The sequence below is a fragment of the Mesorhizobium sp. W016 genome, assembly GCF_054719485.1.
The window spans coordinates 2,148,597-2,172,698 of the sequence record NZ_JBTTIF010000002.1 but is presented as its reverse complement, the minus strand read 5'-3'; the positions used below and the strand labels follow the sequence as shown (position 1 = coordinate 2,172,698).

Annotated in this window: 19 protein-coding genes; 11 read left to right on the top strand and 8 right to left on the bottom strand. The window is 65.6% G+C overall.

All coding sequences use genetic code 11. From position 1 onward, the window contains the following. Positions 1 to 12 precede the first annotated feature (12 nt). The 3 genes from mtnK to fba all read left to right on the top strand — a co-directional run bounded on the left by mtnK (position 13) and on the right by fba (position 3,753). The gene (gene mtnK / locus ACYG9V_RS10805; protein WP_023668574.1) at positions 13 to 1,281 is read left to right on the top strand and encodes an S-methyl-5-thioribose kinase; all 1,269 of its coding nucleotides are present in this window, start codon (positions 13 to 15) and stop codon (positions 1,279 to 1,281) included. Then, complete coding sequence (gene mtnA / locus ACYG9V_RS10800) at positions 1,278 to 2,372, top strand: S-methyl-5-thioribose-1-phosphate isomerase (protein WP_023668575.1); 1,095 nt, start codon at positions 1,278 to 1,280, stop codon at positions 2,370 to 2,372. Before mtnK ends, mtnA begins: the two co-directional genes overlap by 4 nt. Positions 2,373 to 2,688: 316 nt before the next feature. Beyond that, the gene (gene fba, locus ACYG9V_RS10795; RefSeq protein WP_352762798.1) at positions 2,689 to 3,753 is read left to right on the top strand and encodes a class II fructose-bisphosphate aldolase; all 1,065 of its coding nucleotides are present in this window, start codon (positions 2,689 to 2,691) and stop codon (positions 3,751 to 3,753) included. A 160-nt stretch (positions 3,754 to 3,913) separates the two neighbouring features. Here the strand turns inward: fba and ACYG9V_RS10790 are convergent, their stop codons facing one another. The 5 genes from ACYG9V_RS10790 to ACYG9V_RS10770 all read right to left on the bottom strand — a co-directional run bounded on the left by ACYG9V_RS10790 (position 3,914) and on the right by ACYG9V_RS10770 (position 8,676). Next, positions 3,914 to 5,020 carry an isopenicillin N synthase family dioxygenase gene (locus ACYG9V_RS10790; RefSeq protein WP_023815197.1) on the bottom strand — a complete coding sequence of 369 codons (1,107 nt, stop codon included), beginning with the start codon at positions 5,018 to 5,020 and terminating at the stop codon, positions 3,914 to 3,916. Positions 5,021 to 5,156: 136 nt separating this feature from the next. Next, positions 5,157 to 5,813: a methionine ABC transporter permease gene (locus ACYG9V_RS10785; RefSeq protein WP_023668578.1), complete on the bottom strand. Its 657-nt coding sequence runs from the start codon at positions 5,811 to 5,813 to the stop codon at positions 5,157 to 5,159. After that, positions 5,794 to 6,882 (bottom strand): methionine ABC transporter ATP-binding protein, encoded by a 1,089-nt coding sequence (locus ACYG9V_RS10780; protein ID WP_352544864.1) that lies wholly within the window; start codon positions 6,880 to 6,882, stop codon positions 5,794 to 5,796. The genes ACYG9V_RS10785 and ACYG9V_RS10780 overlap by 20 nt, the downstream gene beginning before the upstream one ends. Positions 6,883 to 6,965: 83 nt before the next feature. Further along, entirely contained in the window at positions 6,966 to 7,820 is an 855-nt protein-coding gene (locus tag ACYG9V_RS10775; RefSeq protein ID WP_352762801.1) for a MetQ/NlpA family lipoprotein, read from the bottom strand. Between the two features lie 172 nt (positions 7,821 to 7,992). Then, the gene (locus ACYG9V_RS10770; protein ID WP_352762803.1) at positions 7,993 to 8,676 is read right to left on the bottom strand and encodes an SDR family NAD(P)-dependent oxidoreductase; all 684 of its coding nucleotides are present in this window, start codon (positions 8,674 to 8,676) and stop codon (positions 7,993 to 7,995) included. A 213-nt stretch (positions 8,677 to 8,889) separates the two neighbouring features. Here ACYG9V_RS10770 and ACYG9V_RS10765 point away from each other — a divergent pair, with 213 nt between their 5' ends. After that, entirely contained in the window at positions 8,890 to 10,005 is a 1,116-nt protein-coding gene (locus ACYG9V_RS10765; protein ID WP_023701528.1) for an anhydro-N-acetylmuramic acid kinase, read from the top strand. On the opposite strand, the gene ACYG9V_RS10760 is transcribed toward ACYG9V_RS10765, so the two are convergent. Both ACYG9V_RS10760 and ACYG9V_RS10755 read right to left on the bottom strand, forming a co-directional pair. Next, positions 10,002 to 10,421, bottom strand: coding sequence for a GNAT family N-acetyltransferase (locus tag ACYG9V_RS10760; RefSeq protein WP_352747132.1), 420 nt, complete (start codon positions 10,419 to 10,421; stop codon positions 10,002 to 10,004). The two genes, ACYG9V_RS10765 and ACYG9V_RS10760, sit on opposite strands and share 4 nt — an antisense overlap. Positions 10,422 to 10,481: 60 nt before the next feature. Further along, positions 10,482 to 11,660: an MFS transporter gene (locus ACYG9V_RS10755; RefSeq protein WP_023825978.1), complete on the bottom strand. Its 1,179-nt coding sequence runs from the start codon at positions 11,658 to 11,660 to the stop codon at positions 10,482 to 10,484. Between the two features lie 48 nt (positions 11,661 to 11,708). Between ACYG9V_RS10755 and ACYG9V_RS10750 the strand changes: the two genes are divergently transcribed. From ACYG9V_RS10750 to ACYG9V_RS10725, 6 genes are all read left to right on the top strand, one after another. Next, entirely contained in the window at positions 11,709 to 12,248 is a 540-nt protein-coding gene (locus tag ACYG9V_RS10750) for an Lrp/AsnC family transcriptional regulator (protein WP_352762805.1), read from the top strand. 98 nt (positions 12,249 to 12,346) lie between these two features. Beyond that, positions 12,347 to 13,750, top strand: coding sequence for an SWIM zinc finger family protein (locus ACYG9V_RS10745; protein ID WP_352762807.1), 1,404 nt, complete (start codon positions 12,347 to 12,349; stop codon positions 13,748 to 13,750). Then, positions 13,747 to 15,183, top strand: coding sequence for a DUF5691 domain-containing protein (locus tag ACYG9V_RS10740; RefSeq protein ID WP_352762810.1), 1,437 nt, complete (start codon positions 13,747 to 13,749; stop codon positions 15,181 to 15,183). Before ACYG9V_RS10745 ends, ACYG9V_RS10740 begins: the two co-directional genes overlap by 4 nt. Before the next feature lie 19 nt (positions 15,184 to 15,202). Next, a complete protein-coding gene (locus ACYG9V_RS10735) occupies positions 15,203 to 16,282 on the top strand; it encodes an ATP-binding protein (protein WP_352762812.1) in 1,080 nt (359 codons plus the stop codon). Positions 16,283 to 16,286: 4 nt separating this feature from the next. Continuing rightward, positions 16,287 to 18,539, top strand: coding sequence for a DUF5682 family protein (locus tag ACYG9V_RS10730; protein WP_352762815.1), 2,253 nt, complete (start codon positions 16,287 to 16,289; stop codon positions 18,537 to 18,539). 2 nt (positions 18,540 to 18,541) lie between these two features. Beyond that, positions 18,542 to 19,771, top strand: a complete 1,230-nt coding sequence (locus ACYG9V_RS10725; RefSeq protein WP_352521223.1) for a VWA domain-containing protein — start codon at positions 18,542 to 18,544, stop codon at positions 19,769 to 19,771. A 23-nt stretch (positions 19,772 to 19,794) separates the two neighbouring features. On the opposite strand, the gene tssH is transcribed toward ACYG9V_RS10725, so the two are convergent. Then, positions 19,795 to 22,599, bottom strand: a complete 2,805-nt coding sequence (tssH, locus tag ACYG9V_RS10720) for a type VI secretion system ATPase TssH (RefSeq protein ID WP_352762817.1) — start codon at positions 22,597 to 22,599, stop codon at positions 19,795 to 19,797. A gap of 323 nt (positions 22,600 to 22,922) precedes the next feature. Between tssH and tssA the strand changes: the two genes are divergently transcribed. Continuing rightward, positions 22,923 to 24,101 (top strand): type VI secretion system protein TssA, encoded by a 1,179-nt coding sequence (gene tssA / locus ACYG9V_RS10715; protein WP_023696656.1) that lies wholly within the window; start codon positions 22,923 to 22,925, stop codon positions 24,099 to 24,101. Position 24,102: the final 1 nt, after the last annotated feature.

Genomic DNA, 24,102 nt, shown 5'->3' with positions numbered 1-24,102 from the left:
GGAGGGTGAGGAATGACTGCGAAATTGCCGTTTGAAGCACTGTCGGTGGAGACGCTTGCAACGCGCCTCGGTACGAACGAAGCGCTGTGCGCCAAAATCGGCAAGGGCCCTTGGAAGGTGCGCGAGGTCGGCGACGGCAATCTGAACCTCGTCTTCATCGTCGAAGGCGGCTCGGGTGCGGCCGTGGTCAAGCAGGCCCTGCCCTATGTTCGCCTCGTCGGCGACAGCTGGCCGTTGCCGCTCAAACGCTCCTTCTTCGAGTATCACGCGCTGACGCGGCAAGAGGCGCGCGCGCCGGGCTCGGTGCCGGCGATCCTCCATTTTGACGAAGCCCAGGCGCTGATCATCATGGAATATCTGGCGCCGCCGCACATCATCCTGCGCCGTGCCCTGATCGACGGCCGCGAGTTGCCAAATATCGCCCGCGACATCGGCCTGTTCATGGCCCGCACTTTGTTCCGCGGCTCTGATCTCTCCATGCCCACCAAGGACCGCAAGGCCGACCTGGCGCTGTTTGCCGACAATGTCGAGCTCTGCGGCATCACCGAAGACCTGGTGTTTTCCGACCCATATTTCGATGCCAAGCTGAACCGGCACACCTCGCCGCAGCTCGACGGCCTGGTTGCCGAACTGCGCGCCGACCGCGACCTCAAGGTCGAAGCGCAGCGGCTGAAGCATATCTTCGCCGCCAACGCCGAGACGCTGCTGCATGGCGACCTGCATTCGGGCTCGATCATGGTCACCGACACCGAGACGCGGATGATCGATCCGGAGTTCGCCTTCTACGGTCCGATGGCCTTCGATGTAGGCATGCTGCTCGCCAATTTCTGGATGTCCTACTTCTCGCAGCGCGGCCATGAACAGAAGGGCAAGCGTGACGCCATGCGTGCCTATCTGCTCGGGGTGACCAACGACACCTGGACGGTGTTCCGCGCCGAGTTCTCGCATCTATGGCGCACCGAGCGCACCGGCATGCTTTACCAGAAGAGCCTGTTCGAGGATCAGGGCGACATTCTCGCCTCGGAGCAGGCGCTCGACCATGTGCTGCACCAGATCTGGACCGACCTCTTGGGCTTTGCCGGCATCGAGGTGCACCGGCGCATCCTCGGCCTCGCCCACAATGCCGATTTCGAGACCATCGAGGACGAGGATCTGCGAGCCTCCTGCGAGGCCAAGGCGCTGAAATTCGGCCGTCACATCGCCGTCAACCGGCGCCAGATTCACGGCATGGACGAGGTCAATAATCTGGCCGCTTTGATCGAACGGGAGAGCAGGATTTGAACGTCGGCGAGCGCCACTACCGCACCATCTGGCTGAGCGACGACCAGCGTTCGGTCGAGATCATCGACCAGCGCTGGCTGCCGCACGAGTTCCGGGTCGAGACGATCGGGAGCGTTGCCGGCATCGCCACCGCGATCCGTGACATGTGGGTTCGTGGCGCGCCGCTGATCGGCGTCACCGCGGCCTACGGCGTCGCCATCCAGATGGCGGACGATCCGTCTGACGAAGCGCTCGACGCGGTCTGGGAGACGCTGCACAAGACGCGGCCGACTGCGATCAATCTACGCTGGGCACTGGACGAGATGCGGCGGTTCCTCAGGCCGATCGTATTGGGACAGCGCGCGGAGGCGGCCTATAAGCGCGCCGCGGAAATCGCCGACGAGGATGTCGATCTCAATCGCGCCATCGGCGAGAACGGGCTTGCCATCATCAAGGAGATCGCGGCACGCAAGAAGCCGGGCGAGCCGGTCAACATCCTCACCCATTGCAACGCCGGTTGGCTGGCGACGGTCGATTACGGCACCGCCACGTCGCCGATCTATCTCGCCGTCGAGGCCGGCATTCCGGTCCATGTCTATGTCGACGAGACGCGCCCGCGCAACCAGGGCGCCCAGCTGACCGCTTGGGAGATGGCCGGCCACGGCGTGCCGCACACGCTGATCGTCGACAATGCCGGCGGCCATCTGATGCAGCGTGGCGCGGTCGATATGGTGATCGTGGGCACCGACCGCACCACGGCCAATGGCGACGTCTGCAACAAGATCGGCACCTATCTCAAGGCGCTCGCCGCCTCCGATAATGAGGTGCCCTTCTACGTCGCTCTGCCCTCGCCGACCATCGACTGGACGGTGGGTGATGGGCTGACCGAAATCCCGATCGAGGAACGCTCCGGCGACGAGGTGTCGCTGGTCTGGGGCAAGACGGCGGACGGCAAGATCGCGCAGGTGCGGGTTTCGCCCGAAGCGACGCCGGCGGCAAATCCGGCATTTGACGTGACGCCGGCACGGTTGGTGACAGGGCTGATCACCGAGCGCGGTGTGGCCAAGGCTTCGCGCGAAGGGTTGAAGGCGATGTTCCCCGAACGCGGATAATCTCCCCCCTTGAGGGGGAGATGTCGCCAAAGGCGACAGAGGGGGTCGGCGCGTCCTGACGCGACCTCCCAGCACCGACAGATGATGCTAGCGCTCCAGTCGAACCGACCCCCTCTGGCCTGCCGGCCATCTCCCCCTCAATGGGGGAGATTAGCGCCTCACCGGCTGGCTGCCGGATTTCAGCCCTGCAACAAGAATTGCGGCCTCGATGGCCGCTGACGGTTGCGGTTCTGGCGAAATCCGGCCAGAAGCATCTAGGCCGGCAATCGGCCGGCCCGCGACGTTGCGCTTGAAACCAGATACGGGAGACTATTGGGTGGCTCGCATAACACTGAGACAATTGCTCGATCACGCCGCCGAGTACGGCTACGGCGTACCCGCTTTCAACATGAACAATATGGAACAGGGCCTCGCCATCATGGAGGCTGCCGAGGAGACCAAGTCGCCGGTCATCCTGCAGGCAAGCCGCGGCGCCCGCGCCTACGCCAATGATGTGGTGCTGGCCAAACTGATCGACGCGCTGGTCGAAATCCACCCCGACATCCCGGTCTGCATGCATCTCGACCATGGCAACAACGAAGCCACCTGCGTCACCGCCATCCAGTACGGCTTCACCTCGGTGATGATGGACGGCTCGCTGAAAGAAGACGGCAAGACGCCGGCCGACTATGCCTACAATTCCGGAATCACCCGGCGCGTCGTCGACGTGGCGCATTGGGGCGGCGTGTCGGTGGAAGGCGAGATCGGTGTGCTCGGTTCGCTTGAGAGCGGCGGCGGCGAGCAGGAAGACGGCCACGGCGTCGAAGGCGCCATCAGCCACGACCAGCTCTTGACCGACCCAGTGCAGGCGGTCGAATTCGTCAAGGACACCCATGTCGATGCGCTGGCTGTCGCCATGGGCACCAGCCACGGCGCCTACAAATTCTCGCGCAAGCCGGACGGCGCGGTGCTGGCGATGAATGTCATCGAGGAAATCCACCGCCGCCTGCCCAACATGCATCTGGTCATGCACGGCTCGTCCTCGGTGCCCGAGGACCTGCAGGAGATCATCAACAAATATGGCGGCCAGATGAAGCCGACCTGGGGCGTGCCGGTGGAAGAGATCCAGCGCGGCATCAAGCACGGCGTGCGCAAGATCAACATCGACACCGACAACCGCATGGCGCTGACCGGCGCCATCCGCAAGGTGCTGACCGAAAACCCGAGCGAGTTCGATCCGCGCAAATATCTGACGCCGGCGATGGCGGCGATGCGCAAGCTGTGCAAGGAGCGCTTCGAGCAGTTCGGCACCGCCGGCAATGCCCAGAAGATCAAGCCGCTGCCGGTAGCTGAGATGGCCAAGCGGTACAAGTCGGGCAGCCTTGATCCGAAGTTTGGGTGAAGTACCTGGCGCCTCTTCCTTCTCCCCTTGTGGGGAAGAAAGAAGAGCTATTGACATAAAAAAGGCCGGGCGCGAAAGCGGCCCGGCCAAAAGAAGGTCAAGAACCTTCAGAGGGGAACACCGCTCGGTGGAATGGGAGGAAACCGCCGAACGATAATTCCTATATGCGCGTATTCGCGGCAGATGGCGACGAACGGCTTTCTAAAACAACGCGAGATTCGGAAATTTCGTTCTCGTTTTGAAAGATTTCAGCCGGTGAGGCGTCGGTTTCCAGAAGATCGGCATAGTGCCGGCGCGCCACGTCGGGATGCGAGCGCAGGCGGCTCTTCAGCACATTGGTACCGACATTGCGAAACAGCGGATTGTCGGGATCGCTGGCCGGACCCCGCGCCTCGGCCGCCAGTTCCTCGGGCAGGTTGAGCAGCGGGATCGTGGCGTCGAGCCGGGCGCTGAAGAAGAAGGGCACCGAAATCCGCTCGACACCGGCCGGTGGCGTTACCACGCGGTGGACCGTTGCTCTCAGATACCCGTTGGAGGCCAGCTCGAGCAGTTCGCCGATGTTGACCACCAGCGTGTCGGGCAGCGGATCGACGTCGACCCAGGCACCGTCATATTCGACCTGCAGGCCCTTGCTCTCGTCCTGCAGCAGAAGCGTCAGGAAACCGCCATCCTTGTGCGCGCCGACGCCCTGGTCATTGCCGGTGGCGTCGCGACCGGGGTAGCGCACGATCTTCATGCGGTGGTTGGGCTCGGCCCGGTAGATCGGATCGAAGGCATCCTCGGTCTGGTCGAGCGACAAAGCGAAGGCCCTGAGCAGCCGGATCGCTACCGCTGTCGCCTTGGTCTGCCATGCCAGCAGAGCCGGCTTCAGCTCGGGCAGTGCCCCCGGCCACTGGTTCGGCCCTTGCAGCCGCGTCCAGGCGGGCACGCCGGGGCCTTGTTCGATGGCCGGGCGTTCGACGCCGATGTCGAGCTGTTCGCGCCAGTCGGCCTTGCCTTTGGTCAGCTCGCCGCCGGCGCGCGTGTAGCCGCGGAACTGCGAGGACTTCACCATTTCGATCGCCAGTTTGTCGGCTTCCGGCAAGGCAAAGAACCGGCGCGAGGCGTCGAGCACTTCTGCGGTATCCGCAGCCGATATGCCGTGGCCGGTCAAATAGAAGAAGCCGACATCGCGCGCGGCCGTGCGCAGGTCGAAGAGAAACGTTCGCCGCTCGGAAGCGCCCTGTTCGAGACGGCCGAGATCAAGCACGGGTACGATCCTGGGCATGGTCAAGCTCCTTGTTCCGCTGTCACGGTGGCACGCAGGCCGGTCCGATCAAAGCAACGCGCAATCCAATCTCGGCGCCGATAGAGAAAGCCGGCGCTGCGTTTGGCAGCCTGCCGGCAAATAACGTTCGTGGCGCTCATCCGCGCCGGTCCAGCCTGGCGACCAGCCGGTCACCGACCCACTGGATGCCGCAAACGAGGATGATCAGCACAATGACCACGGCGACCATGACGCTGGTCTCAAAACGCTGGTAGCCGTAGCGGATGGCGAGGTCGCCAAGCCCGCCGGCACCGATGGCGCCGGCCATGGCCGAGGCGCCGATCAGCGTTACCAGCGTCACCGTGAAACCGGCGACGATGCCGGGCAATGCTTCGGGCACCAGCACCTCGCGGATGATCGTCCAGCGGTTGCCGCCCATGGCGCGCGCCGCCTCGATCAGGCCGCGATCGACCTCGCGCAGCGACACTTCGGCGATGCGGGCATAGTAGGGCGTCGCCGCAATCGACAACGGCACGATCGCCGCCCAGGTGCCGATCGAGGTGCCGACGATCAGCCGCGTCACCGGGATCAGCGCCACCAGAAGGATGATGAAAGGCACCGAGCGGAAGCCGTTGATGACGGCGCCGAGCGCGCGGTTCACCCACAGGCTTTCGGCAATGCCGCCGCGCTCGGTGGCAATCAATGCCAGGCCGAGCGGCAGCCCGAAGACGAGCGAGATGAGACCGGACGCGGCTGTCATCAGGACCGTCTCCCAGATCGAACGCAGCAGAAGTTCAAACAGAACCGGCGACATGGCCAAGCACCTCCACCCGCGCGTCGCGGGCCTTCAGGAATGCGATTACTTTCGACAGATGTTTCGGATCGTTGCCCGCGACCGCAAGGAACAGCGTGCCGACCGGCTGCTGCTGGACATGGTCGATGCCACCATGGACGAGGCGGAAAGGCCCCGGCACGGCCACCGCAAGATCGGACAGCAGCGGACCGCGCGCGGCCTCACCTGCGACGTCGACCCTGAGGATGAGCTCGGCGCCGCCTCCGGGAGCAAGCCGGCCGGCAATCTCGGCCGGCAGTTGCGGGCGGATGCCGCCGAGCAGGCTCCTGGTGATTTCGGAACGCGGCTCGGCAAAGACCGACCACACCGGGCCTTGCTCGACGATGCGCCCGGCATCGATCACCGCGACGCGGTCGGCGATCGAGCGGATCACCTCCATCTCGTGGGTGATGAGCAGGATGGTCAGGCCGAGCTGCCGGTTGATGTCTTTCAGCAAGGCCAGGATGGAGCGCGTCGTCTCCGGATCGAGCGCTGAGGTCGCCTCGTCGGACAGCAGCAGCGCTGGCCGCGCGGCCAGCGCCCTGGCGATGCCGACGCGCTGCTTCTGGCCGCCCGACAGCGAGGACGGATAGGCCTTCGCCTTCTCCGACAGGCCGACGAGGTCGAGCAATTCGGCGGCGCGCGCCAGCCGTTCGGCCTTTGGGCGGCCCTCGATCTTCAGCGGCAGCGCGACATTGTCCTCCACGGTCTTGGCCGACAGCAGATTGAAGTGCTGGAAGATCATGCCGATGCGACGCCGCAGCGGCTGCAATTCACGCTCGCCGAGCCGGCCGATCTCGCGGCCCTCGATGAAGACGTCGCCGGAGTCCGGCCGCTCCAGCCCGTTGAGGCAGCGGATCAGCGTCGACTTGCCGGCGCCGCTGCGGCCGATGATGCCGAGGATCTCGCCCTTGCGCACCGTCAGCGAGACGCCGTCGAGCGCAGGCGTCGCGCCAAAGCGGCGCTTGAGGTCGACGAGGCGTACGACATCTTCTTGCCCGGCCGATATATTGACCGGACCGGATGCCTCGGCCGTGACGTGCTGGTTCATCTCACTGTCCGTTTCAACGCTCGACAAATGCGACAGCGGCCCGCTCAACAGCGGGCCGCCTGCTCCTGACAACCAGGCGCCAATCAATAGGCGCTGATCCCGGTGCCCTTGTAGACCTTGTCGAACTCGGCCTTGACCGCCTCGTTCTGGTAGGACGCGACCAGCGCCTTTACCCAGCCCTCGTTCTCGTTGCCGGATTTGACGGCGATGAAGTTGCGGTAGGGGTTGTCGGCCACTGGCTCCTGGGCGATGCGGTTGTCCGGGCCGAGACCGCTCTTCAGCGCCCAGTCGGTGTTGACGACAGCCGCGTCGAGATCCTCGACCGAGCGGCCGACAATGCCGGCGTCCAGTTCCTTGATGACGACCTTCTTCGGGTTCTCGGCAATGTCGGCGGTGGTCGCCAGAATGCCGGTGCCGTCCTTCAGCTTGATCACGCCTTCGTTCTGCAGAACGCGCAACGCGCGGCCCTCATTGGAGGGGTCGTTGGGCAAGCCGATGACGGCGCCTTCGGGCAGGTCGGCAACCTTGGTGTATTTCTTGGAGTAGAGGCCGATCGGCCAGACGCCGGTGTAGCCGACGCGGACGATGTGGTACCCTTGGGTCTTGATCTGGTTGTCGAGATAGGGCTGGTGCTGGAAGGCGTTGGCGTCGATCTCGCCGCGCTCGAGCGCCTCGTTGGGCTGGGTGTAGTCGTTGAACACCACGGTCTCGACGGTCAGGCCTTTTTCGGCGGCCTGGGCGACGACGACGCGCCAGACATCCTCATCCTCGCCGCTGATGATGCCGACCTTGATAGACTTCTTGTCCTCGGCGAAGGACGGCGTCGGCTGAGCCAGACCGACAAGCGTGACGGCCGAGGCAAAAAGTGCCGCAAGGGCAGCTCGCCGGCTGATGGCTGAAAAAAGAAGAGAGCTGGAAGCGTTTCCACGTTCGGACATTGTCGATCCCTCGTAATCCTGAAGTCATTGCGGCGAGGTGGAATACCAAGCCTTGACGACATCATCGGCAATGCTGCTTGCCGGATCAAAGAACCGCATTTCTTCTCGAACACGAAGCCGGGAATATTCTCTCAAAGATTTCGCAATTGCGAGAACGGCCACACCGGACCGGTCAGAATGTCTCGACAAAGGGCCGCAGCTCGACCTCGAAGCTCCAGGCGCTGCGATGCTGGCGATGGGTCGCGAGATAGGTCTGCGCGATCGCATCGGGCGACAGCTGGCTGTCCGGTCGCTCGGGCTTCGTCCCGACCGGCTCGATCTGGCCGTCGATAATGAAATGGGCGACATGGATGTTCTTCGGGAAGAGTTCGCGCGCCATCGACTGAGCCAGACCGCGCAGGCCGAATTTCGGCATGGCAAAGCCGGCGGAGTTGGGAAAGCCCTTGATGCTGGCGGAAGCGCCGGTGAAAAGAATCGAACCGGAGCCGCGCGCAAGCAGCCGCCGCGCCGCTTGCTGGCCGACCAGGAAGCCGCCATAGGCGCCGACAAGCAAGGCTTGTTTGACCGCATCGGGATCGACCTCGGCGATCGGGCCGCGCGTGCGGCCGCTGGCATTGAAGACGGCAAGGGCCAGCGGGCCTTGCTTGTCGGCGGCGTCAAACAGGCCGGCGACGGAGGCCGGATCGGCGACGTCGGTTTCGACGGCCAGCGCGCCGGTTACCCCGACCAGCGCCGCGAGTTTGGCCGTGTTGCGGGCGGCCAGCACCACACGATAGCCTTCCGTGGTGAGAAGGCGTGCCAAAGAGGCGCTCAGGCCCGCACCCGCGCCGGCGATCACTGCGACTTCGGATGCCATGTCGTTTCTCCTTGGCGATGACCTGTTCGTCTCATAGCTGGCGTCTTGAGCGGCGAGACGCAAGAACGGCGTTGCTCGATTTTCGCTGTTCGGTGAAAAACTCTGCCGGCAGGTTCGGAGCAATCGACCGCGGCCAGGGTCTTGCCTGGCGAGACAATCCGTCCGACAGGTGATTGCGTTGGAATCGCAAACGGTGTCGCAAGGGAGTCGACCGTGGAACCAATCTGGGCGGTCGGCCTGATGACCGGCACCGTGCTTGACGGCAATATCGACGTCGCGCTGATCAAGACCGATGGCGAGCGGATCGCCGATTTCGGCACCTATACGCTGGCCCCCTACCCCGCAGCGATCCGTGCCTTGCTGGAGGAGACGCTGCGTCAGGCCCGGGTGTGGAATTTCGACGGGCCGGAGCCGGCGATCTTTGCCGAAGCCGAGGAGGCGCTGACGCGGGCGCAGTCGGCGGCGGTGAAGGACCTTGTCGAAAGCTACGGCCTGACCATGGGCGATATCGGCGTGGTCGGTTTTCACGGCCAAACCGTGCTGCATCGTGCCCCGCAACCCGGGCGGCGCGGCGATACGCGCCAGTTGGGCGATGGCGCGCTGATGCATTCCATTTTGGGCGCCAAGGTCGCCTATGATTTCCGCTCGGATGATGTGCGCGCTGGCGGCCAGGGCGCACCACTGGCGGCTGCCTACCACGCGGCGCTTTTGAGGGAAGCCGACGCCAGCGGCGACACGGCGGTGCTCAATCTCGGCGGTGTCGGCAACGTCACCTGGTGGGACGGCAAGGACAACATCGTCGCCTTCGACACTGGCCCGGCCAACGCACCGCTCAACGATTTCATCAAGGCAAACGGCCTCGGCGAGATGGACCGCGACGGCGCACTGGGCGCGGCCGGCACCGTCGATGAAGTGCGGCTGGCCAAATTGCTCCAGCATCCGTATCTGACCAAGCCCTATCCGAAATCGCTCGACCGTTTCGACTTCGGCGCCGCCATGGCCGACGGCCTCAGCGCAGAGGATGGGGCGGCGACGCTGACGGCCTTCACCGTCTCGGCCGTCGGCAAGGCGCTCGATTTGTTGCCGCGCCGGCCGAAGCGGCTGGCGGTCAGTGGCGGCGGCCGCCGCAACCCGACGATGATGGCGATGCTGGCGAGGCGCGCCAACGTCGAGGTGGTGCAGGCCGAGACACTGGGCTGGAAAGGCGATGCGGTGGAGGCCGAATGCTTTGCCTTCCTTGCCGTGCGCGTGCTGCGCGGCCTGCCGATCAGCTTTCCCAGCACCACCGGCGTGCCGCGGCCGATGCAAGGCGGGCGGCTGGCAGGTTAGAGCTTCTTCTGCAGGAAGATGCGGCTGCGGCCGATGGGGAAGTCAGGCAGTTCGCCGAAGCGCCGGTAGCCTTGCCGCTCATAGACTTTGGCCGCTGTCGGATTGAACGTGTCGATCCAGGCGTTCTGGCAACCCCGGGCGACTGCTTCGCGCTCGGCAGCGTCCAGCATGTCGCCGGCCATATGCCGGCCGCGCAGGCGTTCGTCGACCCACAGCCATTGCACATAGAGCCAGCCCCAGGCGGTGTATCCCGAAATGCCGGCGACAACAGCGCCGTGCTCGTCACGAACGAAGACTGCGATCGGCTTGCGGCCGGAGGGGCCGACAGCGCCGTCATTGAACGCCGTCAGCCGCTCGGCCAGGAAGGCGAGGTCGTCTGACGAGGGGTCGGCAGTGGTTTCAAGCGTCGTCTTCATCCGGGCGGGGCTCGCATGGCAAGCCAAGCTCTAGCGAAGGACGGGATGAGGACGCAAGCTTTACGGCTTGATGGGCGGAGGCGACCGCCATGACCCCGCTGCTGCCGCAACCAGCATCAGCACGGCGGCGACGATCGCGCAGATGGCAAAGCCGAACGATGAATAAAGCGGCCCGAAGCTGGTGGTGCCGATGAAGACGGCGAGGTAGGTGACCGAACTGTTCAGGCCCATGATGGTGCCACGGCGCGACGGATCGAGCGCGGTAAGGCGCATCACCAGCACGTTCAGGCCGAAATGATTGGCAAGGCCCCATATGGCGATCATAGCTAGGATCAGCACGAAATTGCTGCTTGCGAGCGCGATGGCGACATAGACGACGGCGACCAGCAGATAGGCGAAGGGCATGACGCGCCGCGCGCCGATGCGGTCGATGACGCCGTCGAGGAAGGCCGCGGCGCCGAAGCCGGCGCCATAGGCGAGCGCGGCCAGCGCATTGGCGCTGACGGGCTCGCCCAGATCCTGGTGCAGATGATCGCCGAGATAGCCGTAGACGCCGTAAAAAGCGGTCATGAAGGCGGTGCAGGCGATGAGCAGCGGCACGATCCCCGGAATGGCCAGCGCAACGAACGGCGACGGCGCCGGGCCGCTCTTCCTGACGTCGCTGAGCGAGGTCATCGACAAGGCAGCAAGCGCAATGGCGGAAAGCACCGCGACGGCGGCGAAGACGGCGCGCCAGTGCACGAGATCGGCAAGCACGGCCGACAGCGACACGCCGGCCACCATGGAGACCGTCCAGCCGGTCAGCACGACGCCGATCGTGCCGCTTTCGCGGCCGGGCGGCGCAATTGCCGCTGCACTGGCATAGATGGCCGGCATGGCGACGCCGGCGGCGATGCCGGCGACGGCCTGGGCCGCGACCAGCATGATCACCGTCGGCGCCAGCGCGCTGGCGAGAAGCCCGACCGCCAGCAACAGCAGAGCGCCCTGCAGCATGCGGCGGGCGCCGACGCCGTCGATATAGCAGGCGAGGAACAAAGCGCTGGCCGAAGTGCCGAGGCCGAAGGCAGCCGACGCGGCCATCACCGCCGGCACGCTGGTGCCGAAGGATGCGGCGACTGCCGGAGCAATTGGACCCAGGACCAGCGAGTTCGAGCCGATGACGGCGATGCAGCCGGTCAGGAGATAGGCCAGCGCCGGGATCGGCTGATGGAGCGTTGCAGCTTGATGCGCGTTCGTCATCGGGTCATAATGGCCGAACTGAATTCCGCGACAACAAGGAATTTCGATATGAACGAAGAAACAGATGGGGTTCTGCAGAACAAGGTAGCTCCCCGCGAGCTCGACGCAATCGACCGAAAAATATTAGGCGTGCTGGTCGAGGATGCGACGATCAGCTACGCCGAACTTGGCGAACGCGTCTGCCTTTCGCCGCCGGCGGCGCATGAGCGGGTCAAGCGCCTGCGGCGCAGCGGCGCCATCCGCGGCACGGCTGTGATCATCGACCCGAAGGCGGTGAAGAAGCCGCTGCTCACCTTCGTGCATATCGATACCAAGGGCTGGGGCAAGACACCGGAGCTGATGGCCGTCTCCCGATATCCTGAGGTCGAGGAAATCCATTCGGTGGCCGGCGACACCTGCATGCTTCTCAAGGTCCGCACCGAGGACACCAGGGCGCTCGAAGGCCTGCTGGCGCGTCTCTACGAAACGCCCGGCGTCACCTCGACGCGAAGCTATGTCGTGCTGTCGACCTATCTCGAGCGCCCGGTGCAGCCCGAGATCACGGCGCAATGGCCGACGCCCCGGCATATGGCCACGCCGCTGTACTGATCTGCGCTATCTTCGTCTTGCCGGGGCCACAACAATCCTTCACAAACGGCACCCTATATTGATGCCAGGCATTGATTTGGGGTGACGAGAGGCGCGGCTTGGAATTCGAACTGAAAACCATCGAGGCGCTGGCCCCCGATCAGGCGTCGCTAAGCGCCGCCTCGAAGCTCACCAAGCGCTCGAACTGGCCGCGGCTGGAGAAGAACGAGCAGCAGGCGCTGATCTGGGGCGAATGCCAGGGCTCGGGATCCAACCCCTATCGCACCGTCGTCGACACCGGCGACCACGGCTACAAATGCACCTGCCCGTCGCGAAAATTTCCCTGCAAGCACACGCTGGCGCTGATGTGGATCGCCGCCACGGCGCCGGCCAGCTTCACATCAGCCGAAACAACGCCGGAATGGGTCAATGACTGGCTTGGCCGGCGCAGGAAGACTGCGCCCCCGCCGGTCGACGCAAAGCCTGGCAGGGGCGCGTCTGGCAAGAGCATTGGCGAGGCCTCGCAGGCGGAGGAAAGCACCGTCGATGACGCCGCCGCGACGGAGCGCCGCGAGACGGCGCAGCGCAAGCGGGCGGAAGATCCGCGCACCGCGGTGGCAGGCGCGCTGGACGAACTCGACCAGTGGATTGCCGACCAGCTGCGGCTCGGCCTTTCCGCCTTTGCCGACGCCAGCAGCGAGCGCTGCCGCCGCATTGCCGCGCGGCTTGTCGACATGAAGGCGACGGCGCTTGCCGGACGCATCGACGAAATCCCGGCCCGGCTAATGGCGCTGCGCAGCGAGGAACGGCCGGACGCGGCGATCCGCGAACTCGGCAAGCTGGTGCTGCTGGCCAAAGCCTGGCGCTCGGCGCCCGACGATCCCGAGCTGAAGCGACTGGTGTCGGCGTCCGAAACCCGCGACCAGGTTCTGTCTAGTCCCGACGCGAAGCAGGTCGACAGCCATTGGGAGGTCGTCGGCGAAAAGATCGAGACCCGCCGCGACGGTCTCGTCAGCCATTCGACCTGGCTGCTCGATCTGAAAAGCCCGACGCCGCAGTTTGGGCTGCTGCTCGATTTCTTTCCGGCTTCGGCCGGCCGCCGCTCGGCGGCGTTCACGCCCGGCGACCGGTTCCACGCCCGCCTGGTATTCTACCCGTCGCGCCAGCCACTGCGGGCCTTGGTGGCGGAGCGCAAGGGCGACGTCGTGTCGGGCGCCTGGCCGGATTTCGGCCTCGACGCTGTCAAGGACCCGCTCGCGGCGCATGCGGCGCACCAGGACGCAGCGCCCTGGTCGACCGATAGCCCGCTGATGCTGCCTGCCGGCGCGATCCTGCTCGATGAGCGCGGCACCGCCTGGTGGCAAGCGGCGCACGACCCGCAAGGGATCGCCCTGCCTGTTAGCGGGACCGTCGATCAGACCGTGCTTGGCCTCGACCTCGCGGCCACGGCAGCGCTTTGGAACGGCGCGCGGCTCGATCTGCTGGCCGCGCAAAGCGGCTTCGGGAGGCTCGATCTGTCATGAACGAGCTCGAACTAACCGGCCTGGCGACGATGCGCGACTGCTGGATCCCCGGCGGAACCGCGTTCGATCTGGCGCCAACCGCATGGAAGGAGATCGCGGGTGGCGCAAGCCCAGACGAACGGGAGCGACGTCTGCTGGCGATCGCGGCGCAGGCGCTCGATGTCGGCCTGCGGCCGTCGGCGCCGAAGACGCTGAAGCGGCGCCCGCCGCTGCCGAGGCTTGGCCTGCCGCTGCTGCCGGAGCGGTTGCGGCCGCTGTTGCGGGCGACCCTGAAGAACGCCGCCGATGCGCGGCGCAAGTCGCGTGTCGCGACGCTCGTCGCCAGCCGCGGCTACGTGCTGCATCCGATGGACTGGATGCCGTCGGCATCAGACCAGAACAGCCCTGACATCTATGCGCCGTGGATCGACTGGCAGGCCAGCGTCGAGGGGCTGAAAATTGCCCCGCAGGAGCAGCTGACGGCGCAGAACTGGGATGACTTTTACCCCGCCGCGCGCCGTATCGCGTTGGCCGAGATGCGCCGTCGCGATCCGGCCACGGCCCGCAGCCTGATGGAAGCCAAGGCGACGGGCGAGCCGGCTGAAGTCCGGCTGGCGCTCATCGAACTCATGCATTTCAACCTGACGCCCACGGACGCGCCATTCCTGAAAAGCCTGGCCACCGACCGCTCCGGCAAGGTGCGGGAGCTGGCGGGCCGGCTGCTGGCGAGGCTGGGCGAGCATGGCCGGCCGGGCAACGACGGAGCCGACGACCCCGTTGCCGAACTCGCCGCCTTCATCACAGAAGGCAAATCCGGCTTCATCCGCCGCCGCACCACCTACACGCCGGCAAAGCTCAAATCGCCGGCGCAGGAAAAGCGCCGCGCCGAATTGTTCGAGACCTGCAACCTGGTCGACCTCGCTTCCCGATTTGGGGTCAGCGAACCCGATTTCATTGCAGCCTGGCAATTCGGTGCCGACAAAAATGCGGACATCCAGATCTCACGAATGGTCGCAGCGTCGGGCAGCGACGCTGCCGTAACGCAGATGGCCGACACACTAGTCGCCGGGGGAGGCAAGCCGGCACTATTCGTGCTGCACCTGACACCGCGCCTGGATAGCCGCAGGAAGCGTGTCCTGGTCAGATTGATCCTGAAAGATACGCCGCAGTATGTTAGCACGCTCACCCTTGCCGAGGGCTTCGAAGCCAACTGGCTGGATTGGCCCGACCTGACGAACGGCCAGAGCTTGGCGGTATTGCGTTCGGCTGTCGCCGGCAATGATGACGCGATGAAGCGAACCGTCGACGACCTGTTGGAAACTTTGGGCTTTCTGGCCACTGCGGCGACAGCGGAAAAATTGATCGAGCATGTCGTTGCGGCCGGCATGCCGCCGGCGGCAGCCTCGCTCGCTTTCCTGCGCCTCAACGCGGCCCTGACGGGAACCAACCCATGACAATCCGGAGAACAGCACAATGAACGCAGCCATCCGCCTCCCCGTCGAGCAGGCCTATGCCGCTGAACTGCAGGCGCTGGCGCGCAATGACGACAAGCAAAAACCTGCGGGATGGAGCCTCTCGCCAAAGGCCGTTCTGACCTACCTGCTCGGCGGCAAGGCAAGCGACGGCACCGTGATATCGCCAAAATATGTCGGCCGCCGCCGACTGATGGAAACGGCGGTGGCGACACTCGCCACGGACCGCGCGCTGCTGCTGCTCGGTGTTCCCGGCACCGCAAAATCCTGGGTGTCGGAACATCTCGCCGCCGCCATCATGGGCAATTCCACGCTGATCGTGCAGTGCACGGCCGGTACCGACGAGAACCAGATCCGCTATGGCTGGAACTATGCGCAGCTTTTGGCCAAAGGGCCGAGCCAGGAGGCGCTGGTGCCGACGCCGCTCTACCGCGCCATGGAGGGCGGCAAGCTCTGCCGGCTGGAGGAACTGACGCGCATGGGCTCCGATGTGCAGGACACGCTGATCACCGTGCTGTCGGAAAAGATGATGCCGATCCCGGAGCTCAACACGTCGCTCTACGCCCAGCGCGGCTTCAACATCATCGCCACCGCCAACAATCGCGACAAGGGCGTCAACGAACTATCCTCGGCGCTGAAACGCCGCTTCAATGTGGTGGTGCTGCCGCTGCCCGAAGACATGGCCGAAGAGGTGGCGATCGTTTCCAAGCGGGTCGATGAGATGGCCGGCGGGCTCGACCTGCCGGTGCCGAAAAATGTCGGCGAGGAGATCGCTCGCGTGTTGACCATTTTCCGCGAGCTGCGCTCGGGCGCAACCGCCGACGGCAAGGTGACGCTGAAGACGCCTTCGGGTTCGCTCTCGACCGCCGAGGCGATCGCCACCATGGTCGGCGGCCTCAGCCAGGCGGCGTGGTTCGACAGCGGCAAGCTCGGCGCCGAAGGCCTCGCCGCCAGCCTTATCGGCGCCATCGTCAAGGACCCGGTGCAGGACAAGGTGGTGCTGGAGGAATATCTCGAAACGGTGCTCAAGAAGCGGCCGGACTATGCCGGCTATTACGCGGCGCTGAACGCAGCGATCTGAGGTCATGAGCGACGTCGCCTATTTCGGCATCCGCCATCACGGGCCGGGCTCCGCCGACAGCCTGGTGCAGGCGCTGCGGGACTTGCAGCCGGTCGCGGTGCTGATCGAAGGGCCGAGCGACGCGTCCGCCCTGCTGCCATTGCTGGCGCGCCCGCAGATGCAGCCGCCGGTGGCGCTGCTCTGCTACCCCGAGGACGATCCGGCCGCGACAAGTTTCTGGCCGTTCGCCGAGTTCTCGCCGGAATACCAGGCGGCGGTGTGGGCGGTGGAGAACAAGGCGGCATTGCGGTTCATCGACCTGCCGTCATCGGCACGGTTCGCGGCACCGGCAACCGACGACACCGACAAAACGGCTGACGCCGACAAGCCCGAACCCAAGGACGAAACCGGTGAGGATGGCGAGCCCGCATCGCATCGCGACCCGATCGGCACGCTGGCTGCGGCCGCCGGCTATGAAGATGGCGAAAGCTGGTGGGCCGACATTATCGAGCAGAATCCGCAGCCGGGTCCAATCTTCGCTGCCATCACCGATGCGATGACGACGCTGCGAGACGGCGAAGGTGCGATCGCGCCGTTCGAGGCCAAGCGTGAAGCGCATATGCGATTGGAAATCGCTGCCGCGCGCAAGGAATTCGCCGGACCGATCGCCGTCGTCTGCGGCGCATGGCATGTGCCGGCCCTGCAGGCCGCGCACACGCAGAAGAACGACCAGGCGCTGATAAAGGCAATTGCCCGGCGCAAAAGCATCATGACATGGGCGCCATGGACCGGGCCGCGTCTTGCGCTGGGCTATGGTTATGGCGCTGGCGTCGTCGCGCCCGGCTGGTGCAAGCATCTGTGGCGCACACGAGGGCGGCGCGACGCCGCGACGCTGTGGCTGGCGACGATCGCGGCGGTGCTGCGGGCGAAGGGCCATCTGGTGTCGACCGCGTCGCTGATCGAGGCCGAGCGGCTTGCGCGCACACTGGCTGCCATTCGCGAGCGGCCGAAGCCCGGCTTCGAGGAATTGCGCGATGCCGCGATCGCGGCGCTGTTCAACGGCGAAGCGGTGCTGTGGGCGCTGGTCGAGGCCGAGCTGCTTTTGGGCGCGGATGTCGGCGAGATTCCGCCCGACACGCCGCTGGCGCCGCTGATCGAGGACCTGCAGCGCAACCAGAAGGCGGCGCGGCTGAAGCCGGAGGCGCTGGAACGCGAGCTGTCGGTCGATCTGCGCAGCGAAAGCGGACTGTTTCGTTCGACATTGCTGCACCGGCTGAACGTGCTTGGCGTGCAATGGGGCAGGCTGGCCGACGCCGGCCGCAGCCGCGGCACCTTTCGCGAAAAATGGACGCTGGCCTGGGAGCCGGAATATGCCGTGCGCCTGGTCGAGAACCTGATCTACGGCCCGACTATCGAAAAGGCCGCCAATGGCCGCCTGATCCAGATGCTCGGTGCGGCCGCGAGCCTCGACACGCTTGCCGCCCTTGTCCAGAGCGCCATTACGGCGGATCTGTCGGAGGCCGCGAGCGCCGGCCTTGTAGCGTTGGAGGCGCGCGCAGCGCACAGCAGCGAATGCCTGGAGATGCTGGCCTCGGTGCCGCCGCTTGCCGACATCATCCGTTACGGCGAGGCGCGCAAGACCGAAACCAACCGGCTGTCCGGTTTGTTGGAACGGTTGATCGTCGAAGGCGCGATCGCGCTGCCCTATGCGGTGCGCGACCTGGACGAGCAGGCCGCCACCACGCTGGTCGGTGCTGTGCGCAAGGCCGACACGGCGATCCGGCTGGTCGAGCCCGGCGAAGGCGTGCTCGATGCATGGCGCAACGGCCTGACCGGCGTGCTGGAAGGTCCGGGCTCGACGGCGCTGCTCGCCGGCTGCGCCGCGCATCTGCTCTATGAAGCCGGCCAACTGTCGGCAGAGGACGCCGCCGGGCTGCTCGGACGCAGGCTGTCGCCGGGGACGCCGGTCGCCCAGGCAGCGGGGTTCTTCGAAGGTTTCTTCAGCACTGCCGGCCAGCGGCTGATCTACGACGAGGGCCTGCGCGGCGCCGTCGATGGGTGGCTGAAATCGCTCGACGAGGAAGCTTTCATCGCGCATCTGCCATTGCTGCGCCGCGTCTTCTCCAATCTGGACTCGATGGAGCGGCAGCGGTTGATCGAGGCCGTGCTCGGCCGCACCGCAAGGTTGCCGGCCGGCCTGACGCCGGCGCCGGATGGCGGCGAGGGCTGGCGCCGTCACCTGGAGCGGCTTGGGCCATTGCTGGCGGGCGGAGTGTGACAATGGATGACGAAGCCGAAGTGCCCGACCCCGGCCCAGCATCCTCCGATAGCGGGCGCGAGCGCCGCTGGCGGCTGGCGATCGGCGCCGATGACGAGGCTTCCTCCGCCCTTTCCAGTGATGACAAAAAACTGTCTTCGGCGCTCGATGCGCTTTACGGCGACGGCGCCAATGCCGATGCCGACCCGCGCAAGCGGCGCGGCGGGCTCGGCCGCTCGGCGCCACGCGTGGCGCAATGGATGGGCGATATCCGCTCCTTCTTTCCCGCCCAGGTGGTCCAGATCGTCCAGAAGGATGCCTTTGAGCGGCTGAACCTGAAGCAGATGCTGATGGAGCCGGAATTCCTCAAGGCGATCGAGGCCGACGTCAACCTCGTCGCCGACCTGATCTCGCTGCGTTCGGTGATGCCGGCCAAGACCAAGGACATCGCCCGCACCATCATCGCCGACATCGTTGCCAAGCTGATGCAGCGGCTTGAGCAGAAGACCGCCGAGGCGATCCGTGGCGCGCTCGACAAGTCGCGACGCACCAACCGGCCGCGCCAACGCGACATCGACTGGCCGCGCACCATCTCGGCCAATCTTCGGCACTACCAGCCTGAGCACAAAACCGTCGTGCCGGAAAAACTGGTCGGCTTCATGCGCAAGCAACGCCGGCTGGTCGATCTCGACGAAGTGGTGCTGTGCGTCGACCAGTCCGGCTCGATGGCGAGCTCGGTGATCTACGCCTCGATTTTCGCCGCGGTGATGGCGTCGCTGCCGGTCGTGCGCACCAAGCTGGTCTGTTTCGACACGGCCATCGTCGACCTGACCGAAGAGCTCAGCGACCCGGTCGAGGTGCTGTTTGGCGTGCAGCTCGGCGGCGGCACCGACATCAACCAGGCGGTCGCCTATTGCGCCGACCGCATCGAGCGGCCGACCAAATCCCACTTCGTGCTGATCACCGACCTCTATGAGGGCGGCAACGGCCAGGACTTGCTGCGGCGGCTTGCGGCGCTGGTCCGGTCCGGCGTCAATGTCATCGTGCTGCTGGCGCTGACCGATCAGGGCCGGCCGGGCTATGATCCGGCGATGTCGGCTTCGGTCGCGGCACTTGGCATACCGGTCTTCGCCTGCACGCCGGACCTGTTTCCCGACATGATGGCGGCGGCGTTGCGGCGCGAGGATATCGGCGCCTGGGCAGCCGGCGCCGACATCAAGCTGATCCGCGCCGAGACGGAGACGCCGCAATAGAGGGGGCTCGCAGTCAGGCCTGACTATTCGAACGAATAGGCAAACCCGTCAGTGGAAGCGCTGACGGTCACCTTGGTCATCTTCTCGCCGTCGAGCGACCGGTTCAGCACGCCGCGGCTGAGTTCCGGCAACAGCGTGTTGGTGAGGATGGCGTCGATCATGCGGCCACCGGACTCGATTTCGGTGCAGCGCGCCTTGACCAGCGCCATGACGCCGTCGCCGATCACCAGTTCGGCGTCGTGGCTGGCGCGCAGCCGCCGCGCGATCTTGCCGAACTGATGGCGGGTGATGGCCTCGATCATCGAATCCGAGAGCGGATAGTAAGGGATGGTCACGACGCGGCCGAGGAAGGCCGCTGGAAACACCTTCAGCAGTGGGGCGCGCAGGGCAGCATCGAGGCCGTCGAGCCCTGCCCTCACCGTGCCGTTTTGCGTCCGCTCCATGATGACTTCGGAGCCGACATTGGACGTCAGCAGGATCAGCGTGTTCTTGAAGTCGATGCGCCTTCCCTCGCTGTCATCCATCATGCCCTTGTCGAAGACCTGGAAAAAGATCTCGTGGACATCGGGATGCGCCTTCTCGACCTCGTCGAGCAGGATCACCGAATAGGGTTTTCTGCGCACGGCCTCGGTGAGAATGCCACCCTTGCCGTAGCCGACATAGCCGGGCGGTGCGCCCTTGAGCGTCGAGACGGTGTGCGCCTCCTGGAATTCGGACATGTTGATCGAGATCAGGTTCTGCTCGCCGCCATAGAGCGTCTCGGCCAGCGCCAGGGCCGTCTCGGTCTTGCCCACACCGGAGGGGCCGCAGAGCAGGAACACGCCGACCGGCTTTTCCGGCGCTCCGAGCCCGGCGCGGCTGGTCTGCACGCGCTTGGCAATCATCTCCATGGCGTGATCCTGGCCGACGACACGTTCGGACAGCGTGGTGGCCAGCTTGAGCGCCTTTTCGGTCTGGCTGGACAGCATCCGTCCCGTCGGGATGCCGGTCCAGTCCTGGACCACGGCAGCGACCGCATTGCGGTCGACCGACGGCAGGATCAGCGGCGTCTCGCCTTGCGCGGTGGCAAGCTCGGCCATGAGTTCACGCAGCCGCGCCAGATCGGCGACAGGATCTGACGGCGCAGCTTCGGCAGCCGGCGCTTCGGTCTCGAACGCTTTGGCCTTCGGCGTTTCAGGCTCGGACGTTTCGGCCTTGGGCGGTTCAGCCTTGGGCACCTTGGTCTTTTCTTCGTCCGGCGCTGCTGGTTCGGCATCGGTCTCGGCTGTCGCCACCGCATCGAGCGGCACGCCGTCGCCGCGCAGCCGCGCGCGCAGTTCGAGGATCTCGGCAACCAGCGCCTTTTCGCGCTCCCAGCGCTCCTCGGCGGCGGCGAGCATGGTCCCGGCCTCAGTGAGCCCGGCCTCGACCCGCGCCTGCCGGTCAGTTACTTCGATGCCGATCGCGGCCTCGCGGCCGATGATGCCGCTTTCGACTTCCAACGCCTGGCGGCGCCGCAAAATGTCCTCGACCTCGGCCGGCGTCGCATGCTGCGAGATCGCGACCCTGGCGCAAGCGGTGTCGAGCAGGCTGACCGCCTTGTCGGGCAATTGCCGCGCCGGGATGTAGCGATGCGACAGGCCGACCGCCGCCTCGATCGCCTCGTCCAGAATCTGCACCTCGTGATGCTGTTCGAGCACGCCGGCGACACCGCGCAGCATGAGCACGGCGACCGCTTCCGACGGCTCGTCGATCTTGACCACCTGGAAACGGCGGGTCAGCGCCGGGTCCTTTTCGATGTGCTGCTTGTACTCGGCCCAGGTCGTTGCCGCGATGGTGCGCAGTTCGCCGCGCGCCAGCGCCGGCTTCAAGAGATTGGCGGCATCGCCGGTTCCGGCGGCACCACCGGCGCCGATCAGCGTGTGCGCCTCGTCGATGAACAGGATGACCGGCGTCTCGGATGACTGAACTTCGTCGATCACCGCCTTCAGGCGCTTCTCGAACTCGCCCTTGACGCTGGCGCCGGCCTGCATCAGGCCGACGTCGAGCATACGCACGCTGATGCCCTGCAGGGGCGGCGGCACGTCGCCCTGGGCGATGCGCAGGGCAAAGCCCTCGACCACCGCGGTCTTGCCGACACCGGCCTCGCCGGTCAGGATCGGGTTGTTCTGCCGGCGCCGCATCAGGATATCGATGATCTGCCGGATCTCCGGGTCTCGGCCGACGACCGGGTCGATCTTGCCGTCATGGGCGCGCTGGGTGAGGTCTGTGGCGTATTTGGCCAGCGCGGAGTCCCCGCCCGGAGCTCGCCGCGGCGCCTCCGCGGTGGGAGCCACTGCTGCCGTGGCGCCGGCTTCGAGCGAACCGTCCACCACCTCGGCAAAGCGGGCGATGACCCCGTCGGCGTCGATCTTGTCGAATTCGCCGCTGATCTTCGCCACCAGGCCTTCCAGCACCGGCGTCTTCAGGCAGGCGAGCACGATATGGGCGCTGCGGACCTCCTCCATGCCGAATTCCAGCGTCGCCAGGTTCCAGGCCTCCTGGATGGCGTGAAAGATGTGGTCGGAAAATTCCTCGATCGAGGTGGCGCCGTAGGGCAGCTTGTCGACGGCGCGGGTCATTTCGCTGGTAAGCCGGCTGGCATCGACGCCGGCATCGGCAATGATCATCTGCACATCCGAACGCTCGGACAGCACCAGTTGTTCTATGAAATGGACGAGTTCGACGTAAGGATTGCCGCGCAGCTTGGCGCTGTCGGCGGCGGCCTTGAAGGCGCGCAGGCAGACCGGATTGAGCTTGCCAACCAGTTCCTTGCGTTTGAACCCCTGCGACGACCGGCGCTGTTCCATCGAACGTGCTCCTGCAATCTGCCCGTCGACAGCCTGCCACATAAGCAGCCGCTTGACAAAGCGCTTGATGCAGCCGGCCTTTCTCTTTGTGGAGAGTTCCGCGCCGCCAAATGCAGACAACCACGATTTTTTCTAATCCTATGCGATGCGCTTCACATACGAGGTTGGCCAGGCACGCCATGAATTGCGCCATCCGAGACGCAGTTGCACCGACATTCATTAGCGCTCGTTAACTTTTGAGCGGATGGCGAATTGTGGGAATATGCAACCGTGTGCTAACGTTGGGTCACGTACGGTTTTAGAGCCGGTCGCCGGGGGTATCTGTGATCGATCTCGCACTCTGGCTTGCTCCGCTGGACGGTGAAAATCCGTCAGGCGAAGACTTGCGCAACGATCCGGCTTTTCATGAGCTGGAGCGGCTCACGGAGCCGCAGGTCAAGGTCGTCCATGACGGGCGCAACAAGCCAGCCGCGCAATCGACCATTCCGGTCGACTGGCCTGCCGTGCTCGGCAAGGCCGAGGAGTTGCGTTCGCATGGCCGCGACCTGCGCCTGCTTGTCATTGTCGCCCGGGCGCTGGCCAATGAAGAGGGATTGGCCGGACTGGCACAGGGCCTGACCCTGATTGCAAGGACCTTCGAGACGCATTGGGAGACGATGCACCCGGCGCTGCGCGCCAGCCCCCAACCACGCGAGGCCGCCCTGCGCCGCCTCAACGCGCTGGCCGACCTGCAGAACGGCCAGGAAGGCCTGCTGGCGAACCTCAGGCAGATGGTCTTCTTCGCGCCGCGTCCCATCGGGCCGATCAGCGGACGCGATCTCGAACAGGGTGCGCTCGACGATCGCGTCATGCTTCAGGAAGCGGCGTCGGGATTGAATGCCACGGAGAAGGCAGCGCTGGTCAGCGCGCACGGACAGCTCCTGAACCGGGTGGGCAGCGGTTGTGCCGCCCATCAGGACCAGGCCGGTGAACAGATGACGGCGCTCATCGCCGGGGCGCACGCTGCGATCGAGGCGCTCGACGCGGTCGATACGGCGCTGAATGCCCGCTTTGACAGCAACGGGGCCGCCGTCCCGGACCTGAAGCGGTTTTTGCAGCGCGTGCTGACGACGCTGGAACGCAACACGGCGGTCGAGACCACGGAAGAGGCAGCGACGAAGGGGGCTGCCAGCCCGGCTGCTCCCCCGGCAAGCCCGGCCGCGCCGGTCAGAAACGGTCATGGAGCCGAGACGATGGCAAGCTACGCGGAGACCGGTGCGGGGCTCCCGGACAGGATTTCCTCGCGCGACGATGTGGTGAAGTGCCTCGACCTTGTGGTCGCGTTCTACGACCGCACCGAGCCGTCGAGTCCGATCCCGCATCTCGCCCGCCGGGTGCGCAGGATGGTGCACATGGATTTCGTTGAACTGATGGAAGACCTCGCCCCGTCGGGGCTCAAGGAATTCCGGCTGCTCGCCGGCGTTCCCGACGCCAAGAAGACTGCCCAGAAGGATGAAAGGTAGC

Coding starts and splice junctions, on each gene's coding strand:
- mtnK (WP_023668574.1), top strand. CDS start 13: ATGACTGCGAAATTGCCGTTTGAAGCACTGTCGGTGGAGACGCTTGCA.
- ACYG9V_RS10790 (WP_023815197.1), bottom strand. CDS start 5,020: ATGCCCAGGATCGTACCCGTGCTTGATCTCGGCCGTCTCGAACAGGGC.
- ACYG9V_RS10785 (WP_023668578.1), bottom strand. CDS start 5,813: ATGTCGCCGGTTCTGTTTGAACTTCTGCTGCGTTCGATCTGGGAGACG.
- ACYG9V_RS10780 (WP_352544864.1), bottom strand. CDS start 6,882: ATGAACCAGCACGTCACGGCCGAGGCATCCGGTCCGGTCAATATATCG.
- ACYG9V_RS10775 (WP_352762801.1), bottom strand. CDS start 7,820: ATGTCCGAACGTGGAAACGCTTCCAGCTCTCTTCTTTTTTCAGCCATC.
- ACYG9V_RS10770 (WP_352762803.1), bottom strand. CDS start 8,676: ATGGCATCCGAAGTCGCAGTGATCGCCGGCGCGGGTGCGGGCCTGAGC.
- ACYG9V_RS10760 (WP_352747132.1), bottom strand. CDS start 10,421: ATGAAGACGACGCTTGAAACCACTGCCGACCCCTCGTCAGACGACCTC.
- ACYG9V_RS10755 (WP_023825978.1), bottom strand. CDS start 11,660: ATGACGAACGCGCATCAAGCTGCAACGCTCCATCAGCCGATCCCGGCG.
- ACYG9V_RS10750 (WP_352762805.1), top strand. CDS start 11,709: ATGAACGAAGAAACAGATGGGGTTCTGCAGAACAAGGTAGCTCCCCGC.
- ACYG9V_RS10740 (WP_352762810.1), top strand. CDS start 13,747: ATGAACGAGCTCGAACTAACCGGCCTGGCGACGATGCGCGACTGCTGG.
- ACYG9V_RS10735 (WP_352762812.1), top strand. CDS start 15,203: ATGAACGCAGCCATCCGCCTCCCCGTCGAGCAGGCCTATGCCGCTGAA.
- ACYG9V_RS10730 (WP_352762815.1), top strand. CDS start 16,287: ATGAGCGACGTCGCCTATTTCGGCATCCGCCATCACGGGCCGGGCTCC.
- ACYG9V_RS10725 (WP_352521223.1), top strand. CDS start 18,542: ATGGATGACGAAGCCGAAGTGCCCGACCCCGGCCCAGCATCCTCCGAT.
- tssH (WP_352762817.1), bottom strand. CDS start 22,599: ATGGAACAGCGCCGGTCGTCGCAGGGGTTCAAACGCAAGGAACTGGTT.